Raw genomic sequence first — 15,683 nt, 5'->3', positions numbered from 1 at the left:
CCCTCCCGCATGATCTTCACTCGACCCCCTTCCTGCGCGCGAACCACAGCAGGCCGCTGGTGGTGGCGACCATCAGCACGAACAACAGGAAGGCCACGGCCGAAGCGTTGCCCAGGTTCCACCACTTGAAGCCTTCCTCGTACATCAGGTAGAGCACGCTCTTAGTGCTTTCCAGCGGCCCGCCCTGGGTCATCACGTAAGGCTCGGCGAACAACTGGAAGTAGCCGGCCATGGTCAGGATGCTGACCAGCAGCAACACCGGCCCGAGCATCGGCAGGGTCACGTGGCGGAACTGCTTCCAGGTACCGGCGCCGTCGATGCGCGCGGCTTCGTACAGGTCTTCCGGGATGCTCTGCAGGCCGGCCAGGAAGATGATCATGTTGTAGCCGAAGTTCTTCCATACCGCGAAGAAAATGATAGTCGGCATGGCCCAGTGCGGATCGCCCAGCCAGTCGATCGCATCGATGCCGAGCGAAGACAGGCCCCAGTTGACCAGGCCGTATTTGGTGTGGAACAGATAGCGCCAGATCACCGCCACCGCCACCACCGTGGTCACCACCGGGGCGAAGAACGCGGTGCGGAAGAACGGCTTCAACCGGCCCAGCTTCGAATGCAGCAGCAGGGCCGCGCCCAGCGACAGGGCCACCGACAGCGGCACCCCGGCGACGACGAAATACAGCGTGTTGCCCAGGGTTTTCCAGAACAGCGGGTTCTGCAGCAGGCCCAGGTAATTGTCGATGCCGACGAAGCGCAGGTTGCGCAGGTCGGCCAGTGCGTAGATGTCGAAATCGGTCAGGCTCAAGGCCAGCGCCGCGATCACCGGCAGACCGAAGAACAGGCCGATCACGGTCAGCGCCGGTGCAGCGAACATCCAGCCTGCGATCGAAGGTTTCATGGCGCGCCCGCCTCCGCCGCCTGGTCCAGCATCCAGCGCCGCTTCTCCAGGAACCGGTCGGCGCGCCGGTCCAGTTCCGCCGCCGCCTGGTCCACGTCCATGCGCCCGTTGGCCACTTCCTCGCCGATCACCCGCATCTCCTGGGCGATGCGTTCCCACTCCGGCACCTTGGGCGTGGGTACCGCGCGTTCGAGTTGCTCGCGGAATGCCTTGGCGTACGGATCGTTCGCCAACGCTGGCGTCCGCCAGGGCGAACGTCGCGGCGGCAGATCGCCGGTGAGTGCATGGAACTGCGCCTGGATCTGCGGCGTGGACAGGTAGGCGATCAGTTTCCACGCCGCCGCCTTGTGCCGCGACTGGCCGAATACGACGAAGCTGGTGCCATTGGCCAGCGAAGCGCCCGGGCCGTCCGGGCCCGGCAAAGGCATCGTCATCCAGTCGCCCTGCTGCGCGGGCGGCAGGCGCTCCTTGAACTTGGCGATATTCCAGGGGCCGGAGATGTAATACGAATAGAAGCCCTTGCCGAATTCGTCCCAGACATTGGATATCTGGTTGTTGGTGACCACCGGCGCGAGTTTCCGGTCGAACATTTCCTTGTAGAAACCCAGCGCGCGCTTGAAGCTGGCGCTGCGGAAATTTCCATAGCGCCCACCGTCGCGCAGCAGCGGTTCGGGCTGCTGGATAGCCAGGCTCAGCAGCGGTTCGAATTCGTTCAACGGCAACAGGATCGCGTAACGGTCCGGGCCTACTTCCCGCTTGACCGCGGTCATCGCCGCCAGCCACTCGTTCCAGCTGCGTGGCTGCGTGCTCACGCCGGCCTTGGCCAGCAGGTCGGTGCGATAGAACGGCAGGCGGGTTTCCACGTACCACGGCACCGCGTGGACCTTGCCATCGACCACGCCGCTGTCCCACACGCCCGGGAAATAATCGGCAACGTCGAAGTCCCTGGTCGCGGCGATTTCCCCGTCCAGCGGATCCAGCGCGCCCAACGCCACGAACTCGGGAATCCAGGTGTTGCCGATCGGCGACACGTCCGGCAAGGATTCGCCGGCGAACGCGGTGAGCAGCTTCTCGTGTGCCGACAGCCACGGCAGTTGCTGCAAGTCGACGCGGATGCCGGGGTTGCGGCGCTCGAACTCGGGGATCAGTTGGGCGACGACCTCGGCTTCGTAACCCATGGCCCAGAAAGTGACTACTTCACGGTCGTCGGCCTCGTGGCTGCAGGCGACCATGAAAAAAAGCAGGAACAAGCACAAGCCCGTTACACAAATTTTCGTTGTCCCCGCGAAGGCGGGGACCCAGTGTCTTCGCGCATTGGGATGATGCGCATATCCGGGCAAAGACACTGGGTCCCCGCCTTCGCGGGGACGACGATCCCGTTGTCTGTTTGTCGAACCCATCATCCTCGCAGCTTACTTCGGTTGCTGCGGTCGCGGCGGTTCCGGTTGCGGGTTGTCCGGATTACTGGCACGTGATTCCGCACCACCCAGCTCGCGCGCAGCCGCGGCCTTCGGATCGGCGGGAGCCACGGGAGGCACCGGTTCGTCCTTCGGCGTCAACCAGCCGCCCTTGAAACCGGCGCGCTCCAGGCCCTTGCGGATGTGCTGATTCTTCTTCATCACGTTCCACACGAACTCGTTGCGGTAGTTGGCGATCATCGTCAGGATCGGGCCCTGGTCGATGCCGATGTAGTCGCTGGCCACCCAGCCCTCGCCCGGCACCAGGCGCCCGGTCTTGAGCGGGATGTCGTAGTCGAAGCTGCGGTTGAAGGAATCCAGGAAGCCATAGCTGGAATACAGGTATTCGCCGTAACGGTCGTGCATCTCCACCGCCGCCGGGATCACGATCTCCGGCGCGAACGGCAACGAGCCCAGCGCTGCGGTCGGGGCGATGGTGCCGTCGTCGAAGTTCACCCGCAGGCCGGCGCCGCGCGCCGAATAATGGCGGAATTCGCGCTGCTCGCCGCGGTATTCCTGCAGAGTCTGCTGCGGCCCGTCGCTGGCGGTCAGGCCCCACACGTTCTCGCCGTAGTCCTTCCACTTCATCGGATTGGCGATGGCGTAGGAACGCTGCGCGAGCGTGGCCCGGCGGCTGTTCTCGAAGTAGTCCATGCCGCGTTCGCGCATGTAGTCGTCCTGGATGCCGCGGAAGTCCACCCACACATGGCTGTACTGGTGGCCGAACATCGGGCCGAAGGCCAGGAATTCCTGGTCCTGGTACACGCCCCATACGTCGTTGTAGGTGCGCGTCCACACCTGCCACGCATCCGGGCTGACCGGATGGGTCGGCGAACCGAGCGCCAGGATGTAGACCATCATGGCCTCGTCGTAACCGCTCCAGTCGTGCTTGATGAAACCGCTCTCCGGGAACCAGCCCATCGAGATCAGCGGCTTGTTCTGCTGCAGCCAGTTCCAGTCGACGCGCTTGTACAACTCCTCGGCAATGTCGCGGATTTCCTTCTCGCGCGGATCGTCGCGGTCGTAGTAGGACTGGGCGAACAGCACGCCCATCATCAGCAGCGCGGTATCGACGCTGGAAAGTTCCACCCAGCTGTCGTAGCGCTGGCCTTTCTGCATGTCCAGGAAATGGTAATAGAAGCCCTTGTAGGCGCCCTTGCCGGTACGTTGCGGGCCTTGCGGCAGGTCGCGGAAGAATTTCAGCGTGAGCAGGGTCCGGTCCACGGCCTGGTTGCGGCTGACCCAATTGTTCTCGATGCCGATCGGATACGCGGTGAGCGAGAACCCGACCGAGGCGATGCTGGCGAACGGACGCGACGGGAAGCGGTCCGGGGTCAGTCCGTTCAATTCATTGGTGGTGTCCCAGAAGAACTGGAAGGTGCGGCGCTCGATGTCGTGGAACAGCGGCGGCAGTTCCGGCCTGGCGGGCGGTTCTGGCTTGGCGACAGGTTGCCCTGCGACCGGTGCGGGAACGACAGGTTGTTGCACCACCGGCTCCGAAGGCTTCTTGCACGCCGACACCACGGTGATCAGCGCGACAAGGCATACGCAGAGTGTTGCACGCAGGCGGCGGGATTTCATTGAAACCTGGATCCTTGGTGGAAATGATTGCATCCGTTCGCGGACGGATGCCTATTTCATGCTGTGTTGGATGGGATACGTCGGTGGGAAACCGACCACTCCTCCGGGGAGTGGTCGGCATGTTGCCTACCAGTCCAGACCGAAGGACAGCTTGAACGTGCGGGTGGGCAGCAGGATGCCGTCACCATTACGGCTGCCGTAGGCAGGATCTGGATTGTGGTCAAAACCGCGCCATGTCGAGTAGTCCGTGTAATTGCGCCAGTTGAAGACATTGAGCATGTCCGCGCGAACCCGCAGCTTGAGGTCCGTGCCGGTATTCCATTCCTTCTGCAATGCCATGTCGAACTGCTTGTAGCCGATCGTATCGGAGGCGAAGAACGGATCGAAATAGCAGTTTCCCGCAACAGTGGTGTCGTAGCAGTTGAGCGCCTCTTTAGCGACAGGCGAAGCCAACGTCAGTTTCCCGGAAACGGTGAAGCCCCAGAAATCGACGATGCCCGTAGTCACCAATCGATGCTTGGCGATGCCCAGCGCGGACGTGAATCCGACATTGTCGAGATTGGGGTAGTCGAAGGTGAATATGTCGGAGTTGTTCCGGTTCTCCTTTGCATCACTGTAGGTGTAGGCGACGCTCACGCCCCAGCCCGATGCCTGTGTATAAGGCTTGTCGAGCGAGAGCAATACCGAATTGAGTTTCGTCTCCACGGCATTGTCGCCAAGGAAAAACTGCCTGTATCCGGGTAGCGGGTTGTTGCCCACCACATTACCGTTGCCGAACTCGAGCCCGGGCGGGAAATAGCTGCCATCCGGATTGCGATTACCCAAGGCGAACAGGATTCCGTCATGACTGCGGATATGCAGCAAGGTGACCGAGGAATTCCAGTCGTTGCCGAACAATTCGAAGGTGTTGCGCATCCCGAGGCTGAACTGGTCGGAATAAGGGGTTTTCAGGTCGTTGTTGAGCAGGAAGACCTCCGAGCCGAAGTTGGTGCCCGGATCGACCAGTCCGGCCAAGGTGTCGGGATTCAGGTAGCTCGGATCGAAGTTGTAGCAGAAAGTATTGTCGACGACGCAGGAATGCCCAGGAGTATTGAACGAGAATTCATAGCGCTGGAAAGCAAGGCGATACTGCTCGTAGGAAAGATAATCGAACTGGTTGCGGTTGTACGAGCGTCCTGCGCCACCGAACAATACATGGCGCTGGTCGCCATTGAAGTCATAGGAAAACCCCAGCCGCGGCTGCCATCCGTCCTTGAACGAATCGCGATTGTTGCCGGTGCTGATGTAGTCGTTGTAATCGTAATCGACGCCGGGATTGTTTATGTTCGGGTAGTTCTGCAGCGCGGACACCAAGGTGGCGGGCGTCACGTGATCTTCGTAGCTGGGGTTCTGTTCGTAGTCCCAACGCACGCCCAGATTCAGAGTCAGATGCTCGTTGACCGCCCAGTCGTCCTGCAGGTAGATCCCCAGTTGCTTGGCGTTCGATTCAACCGAGGTCGGGAAGCCATTGCCGGAAGCCGTGAACTGCACGAAATACGGGATGTCCAGGTCCTGGTTGATGTCGTACCGGTATTGCGGGGTGTAGGGCGATTTCTCGAAGGCGGTTATGTCGATCGCCTTGTACTTGAGGCCGGCCTTGATCGTATGGCCTTCCCATCCGAAGAAAGTGAAATCGTTCTGGAAGGCATAGCCCCGCTGCCCCTTGTTCTGGTAGTCCCCGCCGCCGCCGAGATTGAGCACTTCCTCCATGTCCGGGTTGTTATTGGCTTCCTGGCCGATCCGCGGCACGAACAATTTGTATCCGTTCTCGAGGGTTGCCGGCCGCGGAGCGAAATTGGTGTCCTCGAAAGTGACGTGGGCATCGTTCAACCAGTTCTCCGCGCTGTACTGGTAGCGCAGGTCGACACGGGTTTCCTCTCCTGTCTTCAATGTGCCGTAGGCCTTGACATTGGGGCCGTTGCCTACGTTGGTGAGCTCGTCTTCTTCGCGCCGTTTCATGGTCAATTCGAACAGATGGGCGTCTCCGAAAGCCCAGTCGATCTTGCCGAAGTACAGATCCTCGTGGAATGGCGCGCCGAACGAGGCCCTGGCAGCTTCCTGGAACCGCGCCGGAAGATCCTCGACCTGGAATTGCCGCCCTGGAGTCACCGAACGGGGAGAGTTGTAGTCCTTCCCTTCGTAAGCGAAGAAGAAATGCATCGCATCCTTGATGATCGGACCACCCAACGAGAAGCCGTACTGCTCGTCCTTGGATTGCGGCTGTTCCGTCAGTCCCTTCTCTTCACGGACGGTTTTGGCGGTCCAGTCATTCCCGGTCTTGTCCCAGAAGAAACTTCCGTGGAAATCGTTGGTACCCGATTGCGTCACCGCCGTGATGCCGGCGCTGCTGAGCTGGTCGTACTCGGCCTTGTAGTTCGAGGTGATGACCTTGTATTCGGCGATGCCCAGCTGGGGAAATGGATTCCCTCGACTGGAGTCCTGGCCGGTGATGCCGCCTTTCAGCACATAATCCTTCTGGCCGACACCATCGATGAATACATTGATGCCGTTGGAAAGCTGGGCGCCGCTTCGCAATGAAGTAGACCCTTCCGCTCCCGTCGAGAACTGGACACCGGGCACGATGTCGGCGAATGCAAGGAAATTGCGTGAGGCTTGCGGCAAAGCCTGGATCTGCTTCTGGGTCACGTAGGTGGCTACTTCCGATGTCTTCGTTTCGACCAGCATCGGTGCGATCACGGTGATGGCATCGAGGTTGGTGGCTTCACCTGCTGTTGTCTCCGCGACACCGCCTACGCCGAGATTAACGGTAGCCGTTTGACCCACCTGCAGAGTTACGTTCTGCGAGTTCGTCTTGCCTCCGGCGGCAACATCGATGCGATAGGCACCGGGCGGCAGACCACCCAGCGAGTAGCCGCCATTGGCATTGGCCTGCACGCTGCGGGTCAGGCCCGTGGCAAGGTTGGTTGCGGTGACTTTCGCATCCGTGGCGGGCGCGGAATCCGCGGATACCTGGCCGCGCAGGGTCGCGCCCGTGGATTGCGCGAACACCGTTGGCGCCACGCCCAGCATCAGGCAACTTGCCAGCGCGCAGGTCAGCAGCTTGCGGGTGGGACGGATGTTGCGTTGCTTCTGGTTTTTCATGACCTCTCCCCTCCCAGGGTTGGCAGTCGGATGAGAACAGCAATTGGAACCGGTTACATTTCAGATCAAAAAAACGCGTGACTCAAATATCGCCGGCTTTCGCTCGCTGGCGCGTTGCATGCAGGGTCGATTCGCGCACGATCAACTCGGGCGCCAGGGTATGGGGAGTGAGATCGGCGACGCCATCGGCTTCTATCGCCTGCAACAGGCGGGAAAGCGCCAGTCCGCCCAGTTCGGCGATGCTGATCCGCATCGTGGTCAGAGTGGGATGGACGAAACGCGCGAGCGGGATGTCGTCGAAACCAGCCAGGGCGATGTCCGTCGGGACTTTCACGCCGGCCTCGTTGAAGGCGTACAGGCAACCCAACGCCATCATGTCGTTGGCCGCGAAAACCGCATCCGGGCGTTGCTTCTCCGTCAGGATCAGCTTGCCGGCCTCATAACCGGACGACTCGTCGAAATCGCCCGGCAGTTCCAGGGCCTCGGCCCCCGGTAGATATTCAGCCAGCGCGCTGCGGTAGCCACGCAGGCGCTCGCGCGCATCGAAGTTGTCCTCGGGGCCACAGATGAAGGCGATACGCTGGTGCCCGGCTTCGGCCAGGTGCCGGACCATGGCCGTGGCGCCACCGAAATTGTCGATGCTCAACACCGGATAGGCGGCATCGGCCAACTGGGTGTTGATCAATACCGCCGGCAGAGCCGTGGGCAGGTTGTCGGTCAGGAACCCGGGACGATCCGCGTACGGCGACAGCACCAGCAGGCCATCGACACGACCACGCATGGCCCGCAATGCCTCGCCTTGCTCTTCCGGATGGCCGTGGTAACTGGAAACCAGCAGATGCTTGCGGTGGGCCCGGGCGACCACGTCGATACCGCGGATCAGTTCCGAGAAGAACTCGCCATACAGGTCGGGCAGGACCACGCCGATGGTCTGGGTGCTGCGGCTGCTGAGGCTGCGCGCGGCGGCATGCGGCTGGTAGCGCAGGCGGCTGGCGATTTCGACCACATGCTTGCGCACGCCCTCGGCGACATTCTCGTGTCCGTTCAATGCGCGCGACACGGTGGCGACGGAGACCGAAGCCTCGCGTGCGACATCCTTGATGGTGACTGTGGTTCGCGCCATTCGCTGCCCTCAACGATTCGGACTCAGCAAGCTGGGCGGACTGTAAACGTTTCCAACAACATATGTAAAGTCAATGTTATTGCCGCTGGTAAAGCCATATAAATCATTGGCTTGCGTGGAACATTCGGGCGACATCGATGCTGCAATGCGTCATTCCCGGTCCCACCAGGACGTCAAATGTCCGGCGCAGTCTGGTCCGGGTCGCGCGCCTGGATGGAAAGCGCGTGGATATCGGTAGTCATCATTTCCCCGAGCGCGAGATAGACGGCACGGTGACGCGCCAGCGGTGCCTTGCCCTGGAAAGCGGCGCTGACTATCTCCACGCTGAAATGCCCCCGGCCATCGCGCGCGCCCTCGTGGCCGGCATGCTTGTGGCTGTCGTCGTTCACTACCAGCAGGCTGGGGGCGAAGGCCGACTCCAGCGCCTGGCGGATGCGTTCGACCCGGTTCAAGGCAGTGTCTGGCGGAAGGGACGGACTTCGACCCGCGCATAGGCGCCCACTTCCATATACGGATCGGCATCGGCCCAATCGCGCGCCGCCCGCAGCGAATCGAATTCCGCGATCACGATGCTTCCACTGTATCCGGCCGGGCCCGGATCTTCGGCGTCGATGGCCGGGCACGGCCCCGCCAGCAGCAACCGACCCTGGTCGCGCAACGCGATCAGGCGCGCCACATGGGCGGGTCTTGCGGCCATCCGCCTGGGCAATGCTTCGGCCGCGTCGTAACCCTCGATCGCATACCACATGTATTTTCTCCGGAATCATCCAAGCCTGAATTGTACGGTTCCCCGGCAGGCCGGGCGCTGGACACCGGCCTCGCCACCGCTTACTCTTGCCCCATTGCACGGCCGGAAGCAGCGGCCCGCCCGGATCCGGCCCATTCGCCAGACGTCCCGACGGCCGATTCGCTGCCCCCTACCGCCCGGGCCCGATGACCTCCTCGCTGTCCGCCGCCCCACCCCCGTGGCGCGTGCTGTCTGCTTGATGTGTGGGAATGCGATCGCACCGCGACGCGCTGTTAAGCCGTAATACCGAAGCACGCTGGCCCCAGCCACCGTGATGCCTGCAATTCATGGCTTTATTAGATGACCTCTGAACTCGCGCAAGACGCGAACCCGCAAATCGATACGTCCAAACCGCAGCAGGCTCCTCAGCAACACGAGATGCCGCTGGCGATGGTGCATGGGCAGGCGGTGCTGCAGATCCCGCAGGACCTGTACATCCCGCCGGATGCGCTGGAAGTGATCCTGGATGCGTTCGAGGGCCCGCTGGACTTGCTGCTGTACCTGATCCGCCGGCAGAACCTCGATATCCTCGACATCCCGGTCGCCGAGATCACCCGCCAGTACGTCGACTACATCGGGGCGATGCAGGACCTGCGCTTCGAGCTGGCCGCCGAATACCTGGTCATGGCCGCGATCCTGGCCGAGATCAAGTCGCGCATGCTGCTGCCGCGCCCGATCAGCGAAAACGGCGAAGAGGGCGATCCGCGCGCCGAGCTGGTCCGCCGCCTGCAGGAATACGAACGCTTCAAGCAGGCCGCCGAGGATATCGACGCCCTGCCCCGCCAGGACCGCGACACCACGCCGGTGCAGGCGCATGTGCCGGAACGCAGCGTGGTCCGCTTGCCGCCACCGGTGGACCTGCGCGAGATGCTGCTGGCCCTGCACGACGTGCTCAAGCGCGCGGACCTGTTCACCGGCCATGCGATCAAGCGCGATGCGCTGAGCGTGCGCCAGCGCATGGGCGATGTGCTGACGCGCCTGGAAGACGGCAAGTTCCACCGTTTCGAGTCCATGTTCACTCCGGAAGAAGGACGCCAGGGCGTGCTGGTCACCTTCCTGGCGATGCTGGAACTGGCCAAGGAACAATTGCTCGACTTCGTCCAGGAAGCGCCGCTGGCGCCGATCTACCTGAAGTCGCTGGCCCTGAACAACACCAATGAACCGCTGGCGTTTTCCAGCGAGTTCGATGACGGCGACGCGGCGAACGACGCCTGATGAATCTCTGAACAATCGCGACAGGGCTGTTGCGGGAGGGGCTTCAGCCCCGACGAACACGGACCGGAAAGCGTCGGGGCTGAAGCCCCTCCCACATGTTTATTGCAGTTCCCGCCCGAACCAAGAAAACACTTCAAGAAAATATACGACCGCATGGACCAAGCCCTGATCACCCGTATCGTCGAAGCCGCCCTGCTGGCGGCCAACCAGCCGTTGACCCTGACGCAGCTGCACGGACTGTTCCCGGAGGAGCAACCGGCACCGCCCGACAGCGTCGAGCAGGCGCTTGAACAGTTGCGCGACGCCTGCGCCGAACGCGGCGTGGAACTGGTCGAAGTCGCTTCCGGCTTCCGTTACCAGGTGAAGGAGGAAGTGCATGGCTGGGTCTCGCGCATGTGGACCGAGCGCAAGACCAAATACACCCGCGCCACCCTGGAAACCCTGGCCCTGATCGCCTACCGCCAGCCGATCACCCGCGGCGAGATCGAAGCGGTCCGCGGCGTGGCGGTCAGCAGCAACACCATCCAGGCCCTGGAAGAACGCGAGTGGATCCGCGTGGTCGGCCACCGCGACGTGCCCGGCAAGCCGGCGCTGTTCGGCACCACCAAGATCTTCCTCGACTATTTCGGTCTGAAACGCCTGGACGAATTGCCGCCGTTGTCGGAACTCAAGGACATCGGCGAACTGGAGCCGCAGTTGTTCATGGACGAGGCGCCGGTGCCAGCCGGGCTTCCCGGCCCGGATTCCGCACAGGAAGACCCTGCGCAGGAAGACTCCATGCAGGAAAACCCGACGACGGAAGCCGGCGACGAGCCACAGGCGGCCGATGACGAAATGCAAGGGGACGCCGACGCTGAAGACGCGGCCGACGACCTTGGACAGGACGACCCCGGACGGGAAGAGATTCCTTCCGAAGCACAATCTTCCGAAGACCCGTCTTCCGAAGAACACATCCATCAAGAACAGGACGAAACCGAAGGCGCCGATCCGGACAGCCCGATTTCGTCGGAGCAGAAACAATGAGCGACACCCCCCGCAACAAGCTTTCCCTGAAGCGCGGCGGCGACAACGCCGAAGCCGGCGACACCAGCAAGCTTTCCGAACGCCTGCACAAGGTCCTGGCCCAGGCCGGCCTGGGTTCGCGCCGCGCGCTGGAACAGCGCATCGCCGATGGACTGGTCAAGGTCAATGGCGAAGTCGCGCAGACCGGCATGAGCATCACCGGCGGCGACAAGATAGAGCTGGATGGCAAGACCTTCGTCGCCAGCGCCCTGACCGAACCGGCGCGCGTGCTGCTGTACAACAAGCCCGAAGGCGAGGTGACCACGCGCGAAGACCCGGAAGGCCGCCCCACCATTTTCGAAGCGCTGCCGGCCTTGAAGGGCGCGCGCTGGATCGCGATCGGCCGCCTGGACATCAACACCACCGGCCTGCTGCTGCTGACCACCGATGGCGAACTCGCCAACGCGCTGATGCACCCGTCGCATGAAGTCGAACGCGAATACGTCTGCCGCGTGCGCGCGCCCGAAGGCATGGAGACGGTTCCCGACAATCTCGTGGATCGCCTTGCCCGTGGCGTGGCGCTGGAAGACGGTCCGGCCAAGTTCGATGTGATCGAACGCATCGGCGGCACCGACTCGCACGACTGGTTCCGCGTGGTGGTCAAGGAAGGCCGCAACCGCGAAGTCCGCCGCCTGTGGGAATCGCAGGGTTGCCAGGTCAGCCGCCTCAAGCGCACGCGCTACGGCAAGATCAGCCTGCCGCAGCCGCTGCTGCGCGGGCAGTCGCAGGAATTGCCCGAAGCGCAGGTCGAGAAGCTGCGCGCCGAACTCAACCTGGAAACCGGCGCTCCGCCCGCACTCACCCTGCAGCCGGTGATCGGCCAACGCAAGGCGGCCAAGGCCACCGTGCACATCGGCGCGGGTCGTGGCACGGGACAGGCCTATGTCAACGGCCACAACACCGCCGATGAAGGCCGTGAACTGCGCCGTTTCGACAACGTGCGCGAAGACCGCGGCCGTGGCCGTTTCGGCAGCAAGAAGCCGCATGGCGGGTTGACGGTCAGCGGCGAAGCCGCGGCCAAGCAATCGCAGAAGCCGTTCAAGTCGCGCCCCACCAAGGGACCCAAGCCGCTTCCCGATGGCAATCCGGCCGCGTTCCGCAGCTGGTATGTGCCAGAAGGCGTGGATACCGGCCCGACCGGCCACCGCAATGCGGGACCGCCGAAGCCCTACGGTGCGAAGCCGGGTGGCCAGCGTCCCGGCGGAGCACGCCCGGGCGGAGCGGGACGTCCTGGCGCAGGCGGCAACCGTCCGTACGCGGCACGCAGCGAAGGCAACTTCGGCAACGAAGCGCGTGGCCCGCGCGGCCCCGGCGCACGCGGTCCCCGTCCGGCTGGTCAGGGAGAAGGCCAGCAGCGCGCACCGCGCCCCTACGGCCATCCGGGCAATGCGCCGAGCTTTCCTTCCGACCACGCCAACCCTGGCGCCTACAACCCGTATGGCCAGCAGCCGCGCCCACCGCGTCCGCAGGGCGCACGCCCGGCCGGCAATCGTCCTGGCAACAATGCCGGTCCACGCCCCGCGGGCCCACGCGGCGCCGGCCGGCCGCCCAGTGGCGGCAACCGCGGGCCACGCGGTCCGCGCGGTGGCGGCCACGGTTGATCGAAAGGGGCGCTTCGGCGCCCTTTTCCATGAACCCCCGCGCGCGTAGGAGCGACGCAAGTCGCGAAGTCCGTAACCTCAAACCGTGCGGATTTCGCGACTTGCGTCGCTCCTACAAGGCTCGTTTTCCCGCGCCGGCTACAATACGCACCTGACTCACCGCATCCGATCCCCATGTCCTCCGCCTTTGGCACCGAAACGGTGCTCGACGTCCGTCACTGGACCGACGATTACTTCAGCTTCACCACCACCCGCGATGACGGCTTCCGTTTCGACAACGGCCAGTTCGTGATGATCGGCTTGCAAGGGGAAACGAAACCCCTCATGCGCGCCTATTCCATCGCCAGCGCCAACTGGGAAGAACAACTGGAATTCTTCAGCATCAAGGTGCCCCACGGCCCGCTGACTTCGCGCCTGCAGCACATCCAGCCCGGCGACACGATCCTGATCGGCAAGAAACCCACCGGCACCCTGCTGATCAGCGACCTGCATGCCGGACGCAACCTCTACCTGCTCGGCACCGGCACCGGCCTGGCGCCATGGCTGTCGATCATCAAGGATCCCGAGACCTACGAACGCTTCGACCGCGTGATCCTGACCCATGGCGTGCGCCATGCGCACGACCTCGCCTACCGCGATTATTTCGAGAAGGAATTGCCGCAGCACGAATTCCTGGGCGAGCAGATCCGCGAAAGACTGCTCTACTATCCGGCGGTCACCCGCGAGGATTTCGCCAACCATGGGCGACTGACCGAACTGCTGGAAAGCGGCCGGATGAGCGAATCGCTGGGCTTGCCGCCACTGGATCCGCAGCACGACCGCGCCATGATCTGCGGCAGCCCGCAGATGCTCGCCGACCTGCGCGGGATCCTCGATGCGCGCGGCTTCGCTCCCGCGCCACGCATCGGCAGCGCCGGCCAGTACGTCTTCGAGCGCGCTTTCGTCGAAAAGTAACCGCCGCCCGCTGGCGTGAGGGGTATCGCCAGCGACGAATACGGCGTGCAGTCGCTACCCAACATGTTCGTGATCGATCGCGACGGCAGGATCGTCCATGTCCATCGCGGCTATTCGCCGGAAATGCTCGAGGGATTCATGAAGGAAATCCTGGCCCTGCTGCCGGAAGACGCGTTGAAGCGACCCGCCGGCGGTAGCTGATGCCTAGCGCATAGGGCGGGCCCCGGCCCGTCGAATGGAATCGCCATTGCCGCATGCGGCGGGCCTGAGCCCGCCTTATGCCCTACCGGAAGAAGTATTTGAACGGCAGCCGGATGGTCAACGCTCGCCGTAGCGCATCCATACGACGGCAGCCTCTTCCCGGTCGAAGATGCGTGCATTGAATCCGTGTTCGTAGGCCATCAATCCGGCCAGTTCGACCTGGGGGATCTGAGCCGCATCCCTCTCGACACAGGCGATGTGCACATCCTCCATGCCTTCGCCTTTCATCGACAGGACGAAGGTCAGCAGTTGTTCTGGCGGAGGTGGCTCGCCATCCATGTCGTCCACCACCAGCACGCCCGGCGGCCGCACCCTGCGCACTTCCTCTGCAATGCGACGCCAGTAGGCCAGCGTCGTTTCCAACGTGCCGTTGATGCCGGTCACGTGCGCACGCAGGCCATAGTCCATCTGCGTGAAGACGATATCGAAGGGGTTTGCAGCCGGGGACCCAGCCATCGCGGAATCAACCCAGTGCGGCTTCGATATCGCCAGCGATGGATTCGGGCTTGTCGGTCGGTGCGTAACGCTTGATCGCCTTGCCGTCGCGTCCGACCAGGAACTTGGTGAAATTCCACTTGATCGCATCGATTCCGAGCAACCCGCCCTTCTCTTTCTTCAACCACTTCCACAGCGGATGGGTCTGGGCGCCGTTGACTTCGATCTTGGCGAACATCGGGAAGTCCACTTCATAGGTCAGCGAGCAGAAGTTCTTGATCTCTTCCTCGTTGCCCGGTTCCTGGTTGCCGAACTGATCGCAGGGAAAACCCAGCACCACCAGGCCGCTCTCGCGGTAATCCTGCCAGAGCTTTTCCAGCCCGGCGTATTGCGGGGTGAAGCCGCATTTGGAAGCCACGTTGACGACCAGCAGGGCCTTGCCCCGGTAGTCGGCGAGGGACACCGTTTTCCCATCGATGTCGATGGCGTCGAAGTCGTATGCGGTGGTCATGGCCGTCTTCCGTATGGGGATGCGACATCAGACACCGCATCGGGCGTACTGGCAATACCGGAATGCGTGGGCCGTCAGATAGAAATGGCTGGGCTGGCTGTATCGATCCCTTCTCCCCCCGGGAGAAGAGCCTGCCCCGTACTTGATACGGGGTGGATGAGGGTACGACGAGACTGATGACGATTGAACCACCTCAGCTCCACCGTACCCTCACCCCTCTCCCGATGGGAGAGGAGCTCTTCGACCGGTCGATACGCAAAGCGGGGCGGCTTTAATGGATTGTTAGCGCCCAAGTCGGGCGACACGAGCGGCCAGCTTTCTTCGGCCTTCAATCTTTCGGGGATCAGCCCAGCGTACAAACCGGCGATGCAGATAATAAAGGAGCAAAGCAGGCGGAACAGCGAGAGCAAACAATAGCCAAGCGTGCTCACGGCCGAAAGTTTGAATCTCCGGAATCTTTATCAGCTGCCAAGTAGTAAGTGGGCCAATCGATAGAAATGAAAACATGAACCAGAAGGAAAAAATGAGATAGCGGTAGCTCCAGCGCGTGAGAAGCTTCGGGCTTCCGGTAGTCTCTGACGATAGCTTCCAGGCGGCCTCATGCCACAGCACAAAGGTGCCAGCTATCCCAGGCGCGAACGTTAAAGCGAGCAAGAGCGG

Annotated in this window: 14 protein-coding genes; 5 read left to right on the top strand and 9 right to left on the bottom strand. The window is 62.7% G+C overall.

All coding sequences use genetic code 11. From position 1 onward, the window contains the following. Nucleotides 1-16: 16 nt before the first annotated feature. From CSC74_RS02225 to CSC74_RS02195, 7 genes are all read right to left on the bottom strand, one after another. Complete coding sequence (locus tag CSC74_RS02225; RefSeq protein WP_162312782.1) at nt 17-895, bottom strand: carbohydrate ABC transporter permease; 879 nt, start codon at nt 893-895, stop codon at nt 17-19. Continuing rightward, entirely contained in the window at nt 892-2,145 is a 1,254-nt protein-coding gene (locus CSC74_RS02220) for a sugar ABC transporter substrate-binding protein (protein ID WP_246192913.1), read from the bottom strand. The genes CSC74_RS02225 and CSC74_RS02220 overlap by 4 nt, the downstream gene beginning before the upstream one ends. Nucleotides 2,146-2,307: 162 nt before the next feature. Beyond that, nucleotides 2,308-3,933, bottom strand: a complete 1,626-nt coding sequence (locus CSC74_RS02215) for a glucoamylase family protein (protein WP_162312781.1) — start codon at nt 3,931-3,933, stop codon at nt 2,308-2,310. Nucleotides 3,934-4,059: 126 nt separating this feature from the next. Beyond that, nucleotides 4,060-7,074 carry a TonB-dependent receptor domain-containing protein gene (locus CSC74_RS02210; RefSeq protein WP_162312780.1) on the bottom strand — a complete coding sequence of 1,005 codons (3,015 nt, stop codon included), beginning with the start codon at nt 7,072-7,074 and terminating at the stop codon, nt 4,060-4,062. 82 nt (nt 7,075-7,156) lie between these two features. Further along, entirely contained in the window at nt 7,157-8,197 is a 1,041-nt protein-coding gene (locus CSC74_RS02205) for a LacI family DNA-binding transcriptional regulator (protein ID WP_162312779.1), read from the bottom strand. Nucleotides 8,198-8,370: 173 nt separating this feature from the next. Beyond that, nucleotides 8,371-8,649 (bottom strand): BolA family protein, encoded by a 279-nt coding sequence (locus CSC74_RS02200; protein WP_162312778.1) that lies wholly within the window; start codon nt 8,647-8,649, stop codon nt 8,371-8,373. Next, complete coding sequence (locus CSC74_RS02195) at nt 8,646-8,945, bottom strand: YciI family protein (RefSeq protein ID WP_162312777.1); 300 nt, start codon at nt 8,943-8,945, stop codon at nt 8,646-8,648. Before CSC74_RS02195 ends, CSC74_RS02200 begins: the two co-directional genes overlap by 4 nt. Before the next feature lie 339 nt (nt 8,946-9,284). Here CSC74_RS02195 and CSC74_RS02190 point away from each other — a divergent pair, with 339 nt between their 5' ends. The 5 genes from CSC74_RS02190 (at nt 9,285) to CSC74_RS02170 (ending at nt 14,017) form a co-directional block, all read left to right on the top strand. Next, nucleotides 9,285-10,199, top strand: coding sequence for a segregation and condensation protein A (locus tag CSC74_RS02190; protein WP_162312776.1), 915 nt, complete (start codon nt 9,285-9,287; stop codon nt 10,197-10,199). Between the two features lie 153 nt (nt 10,200-10,352). Continuing rightward, nucleotides 10,353-11,222 (top strand): SMC-Scp complex subunit ScpB, encoded by an 870-nt coding sequence (gene scpB / locus CSC74_RS02185; RefSeq protein ID WP_425501401.1) that lies wholly within the window; start codon nt 10,353-10,355, stop codon nt 11,220-11,222. Beyond that, nucleotides 11,219-12,862: a pseudouridine synthase gene (locus tag CSC74_RS02180; RefSeq protein WP_162312775.1), complete on the top strand. Its 1,644-nt coding sequence runs from the start codon at nt 11,219-11,221 to the stop codon at nt 12,860-12,862. The genes scpB and CSC74_RS02180 overlap by 4 nt, the downstream gene beginning before the upstream one ends. Nucleotides 12,863-13,036: 174 nt before the next feature. Then, on the top strand, nt 13,037-13,816 hold the full coding sequence (locus tag CSC74_RS02175) for a ferredoxin--NADP reductase (protein ID WP_162312774.1): 780 nt from the start codon (nt 13,037-13,039) through the stop codon (nt 13,814-13,816). Nucleotides 13,817-13,831: 15 nt separating this feature from the next. After that, entirely contained in the window at nt 13,832-14,017 is a 186-nt protein-coding gene (locus CSC74_RS02170) for a TlpA family protein disulfide reductase (protein ID WP_162312773.1), read from the top strand. Nucleotides 14,018-14,134: 117 nt separating this feature from the next. Here CSC74_RS02170 and CSC74_RS02165 read toward each other — a convergent pair whose 3' ends face one another. Beyond that, nucleotides 14,135-14,533 carry a hypothetical protein gene (locus tag CSC74_RS02165; RefSeq protein ID WP_162312772.1) on the bottom strand — a complete coding sequence of 133 codons (399 nt, stop codon included), beginning with the start codon at nt 14,531-14,533 and terminating at the stop codon, nt 14,135-14,137. A gap of 7 nt (nt 14,534-14,540) precedes the next feature. Continuing rightward, nucleotides 14,541-15,023 (bottom strand): glutathione peroxidase, encoded by a 483-nt coding sequence (locus CSC74_RS02160; protein WP_162312771.1) that lies wholly within the window; start codon nt 15,021-15,023, stop codon nt 14,541-14,543. Nucleotides 15,024-15,683: the final 660 nt, after the last annotated feature.

Source organism: Pseudoxanthomonas yeongjuensis (assembly GCF_010093345.1).
Classification (GTDB): domain Bacteria; phylum Pseudomonadota; class Gammaproteobacteria; order Xanthomonadales; family Xanthomonadaceae; genus Pseudoxanthomonas_A; species Pseudoxanthomonas_A yeongjuensis.
This window is presented reverse-complemented; position numbering and strand designations above follow the sequence as displayed.

Excerpts from the sequence above, each read along its gene's own strand:
- CSC74_RS02165 (WP_162312772.1), bottom strand. The coding sequence starts at position 14,533 with ATGGCTGGGTCCCCGGCTGCAAACCCCTTCGATATCGTCTTCACGCAG.
- CSC74_RS02225 (WP_162312782.1), bottom strand. The coding sequence starts at position 895 with ATGAAACCTTCGATCGCAGGCTGGATGTTCGCTGCACCGGCGCTGACC.
- CSC74_RS02210 (WP_162312780.1), bottom strand. The coding sequence starts at position 7,074 with ATGAAAAACCAGAAGCAACGCAACATCCGTCCCACCCGCAAGCTGCTG.
- CSC74_RS02190 (WP_162312776.1), top strand. The coding sequence starts at position 9,285 with ATGACCTCTGAACTCGCGCAAGACGCGAACCCGCAAATCGATACGTCC.
- CSC74_RS02195 (WP_162312777.1), bottom strand. The coding sequence starts at position 8,945 with ATGTGGTATGCGATCGAGGGTTACGACGCGGCCGAAGCATTGCCCAGG.
- CSC74_RS02215 (WP_162312781.1), bottom strand. The coding sequence starts at position 3,933 with ATGAAATCCCGCCGCCTGCGTGCAACACTCTGCGTATGCCTTGTCGCG.
- scpB (WP_425501401.1), top strand. The coding sequence starts at position 10,353 with ATGGACCAAGCCCTGATCACCCGTATCGTCGAAGCCGCCCTGCTGGCG.
- CSC74_RS02160 (WP_162312771.1), bottom strand. The coding sequence starts at position 15,023 with ATGACCACCGCATACGACTTCGACGCCATCGACATCGATGGGAAAACG.
- CSC74_RS02180 (WP_162312775.1), top strand. The coding sequence starts at position 11,219 with ATGAGCGACACCCCCCGCAACAAGCTTTCCCTGAAGCGCGGCGGCGAC.
- CSC74_RS02205 (WP_162312779.1), bottom strand. The coding sequence starts at position 8,197 with ATGGCGCGAACCACAGTCACCATCAAGGATGTCGCACGCGAGGCTTCG.
- CSC74_RS02175 (WP_162312774.1), top strand. The coding sequence starts at position 13,037 with ATGTCCTCCGCCTTTGGCACCGAAACGGTGCTCGACGTCCGTCACTGG.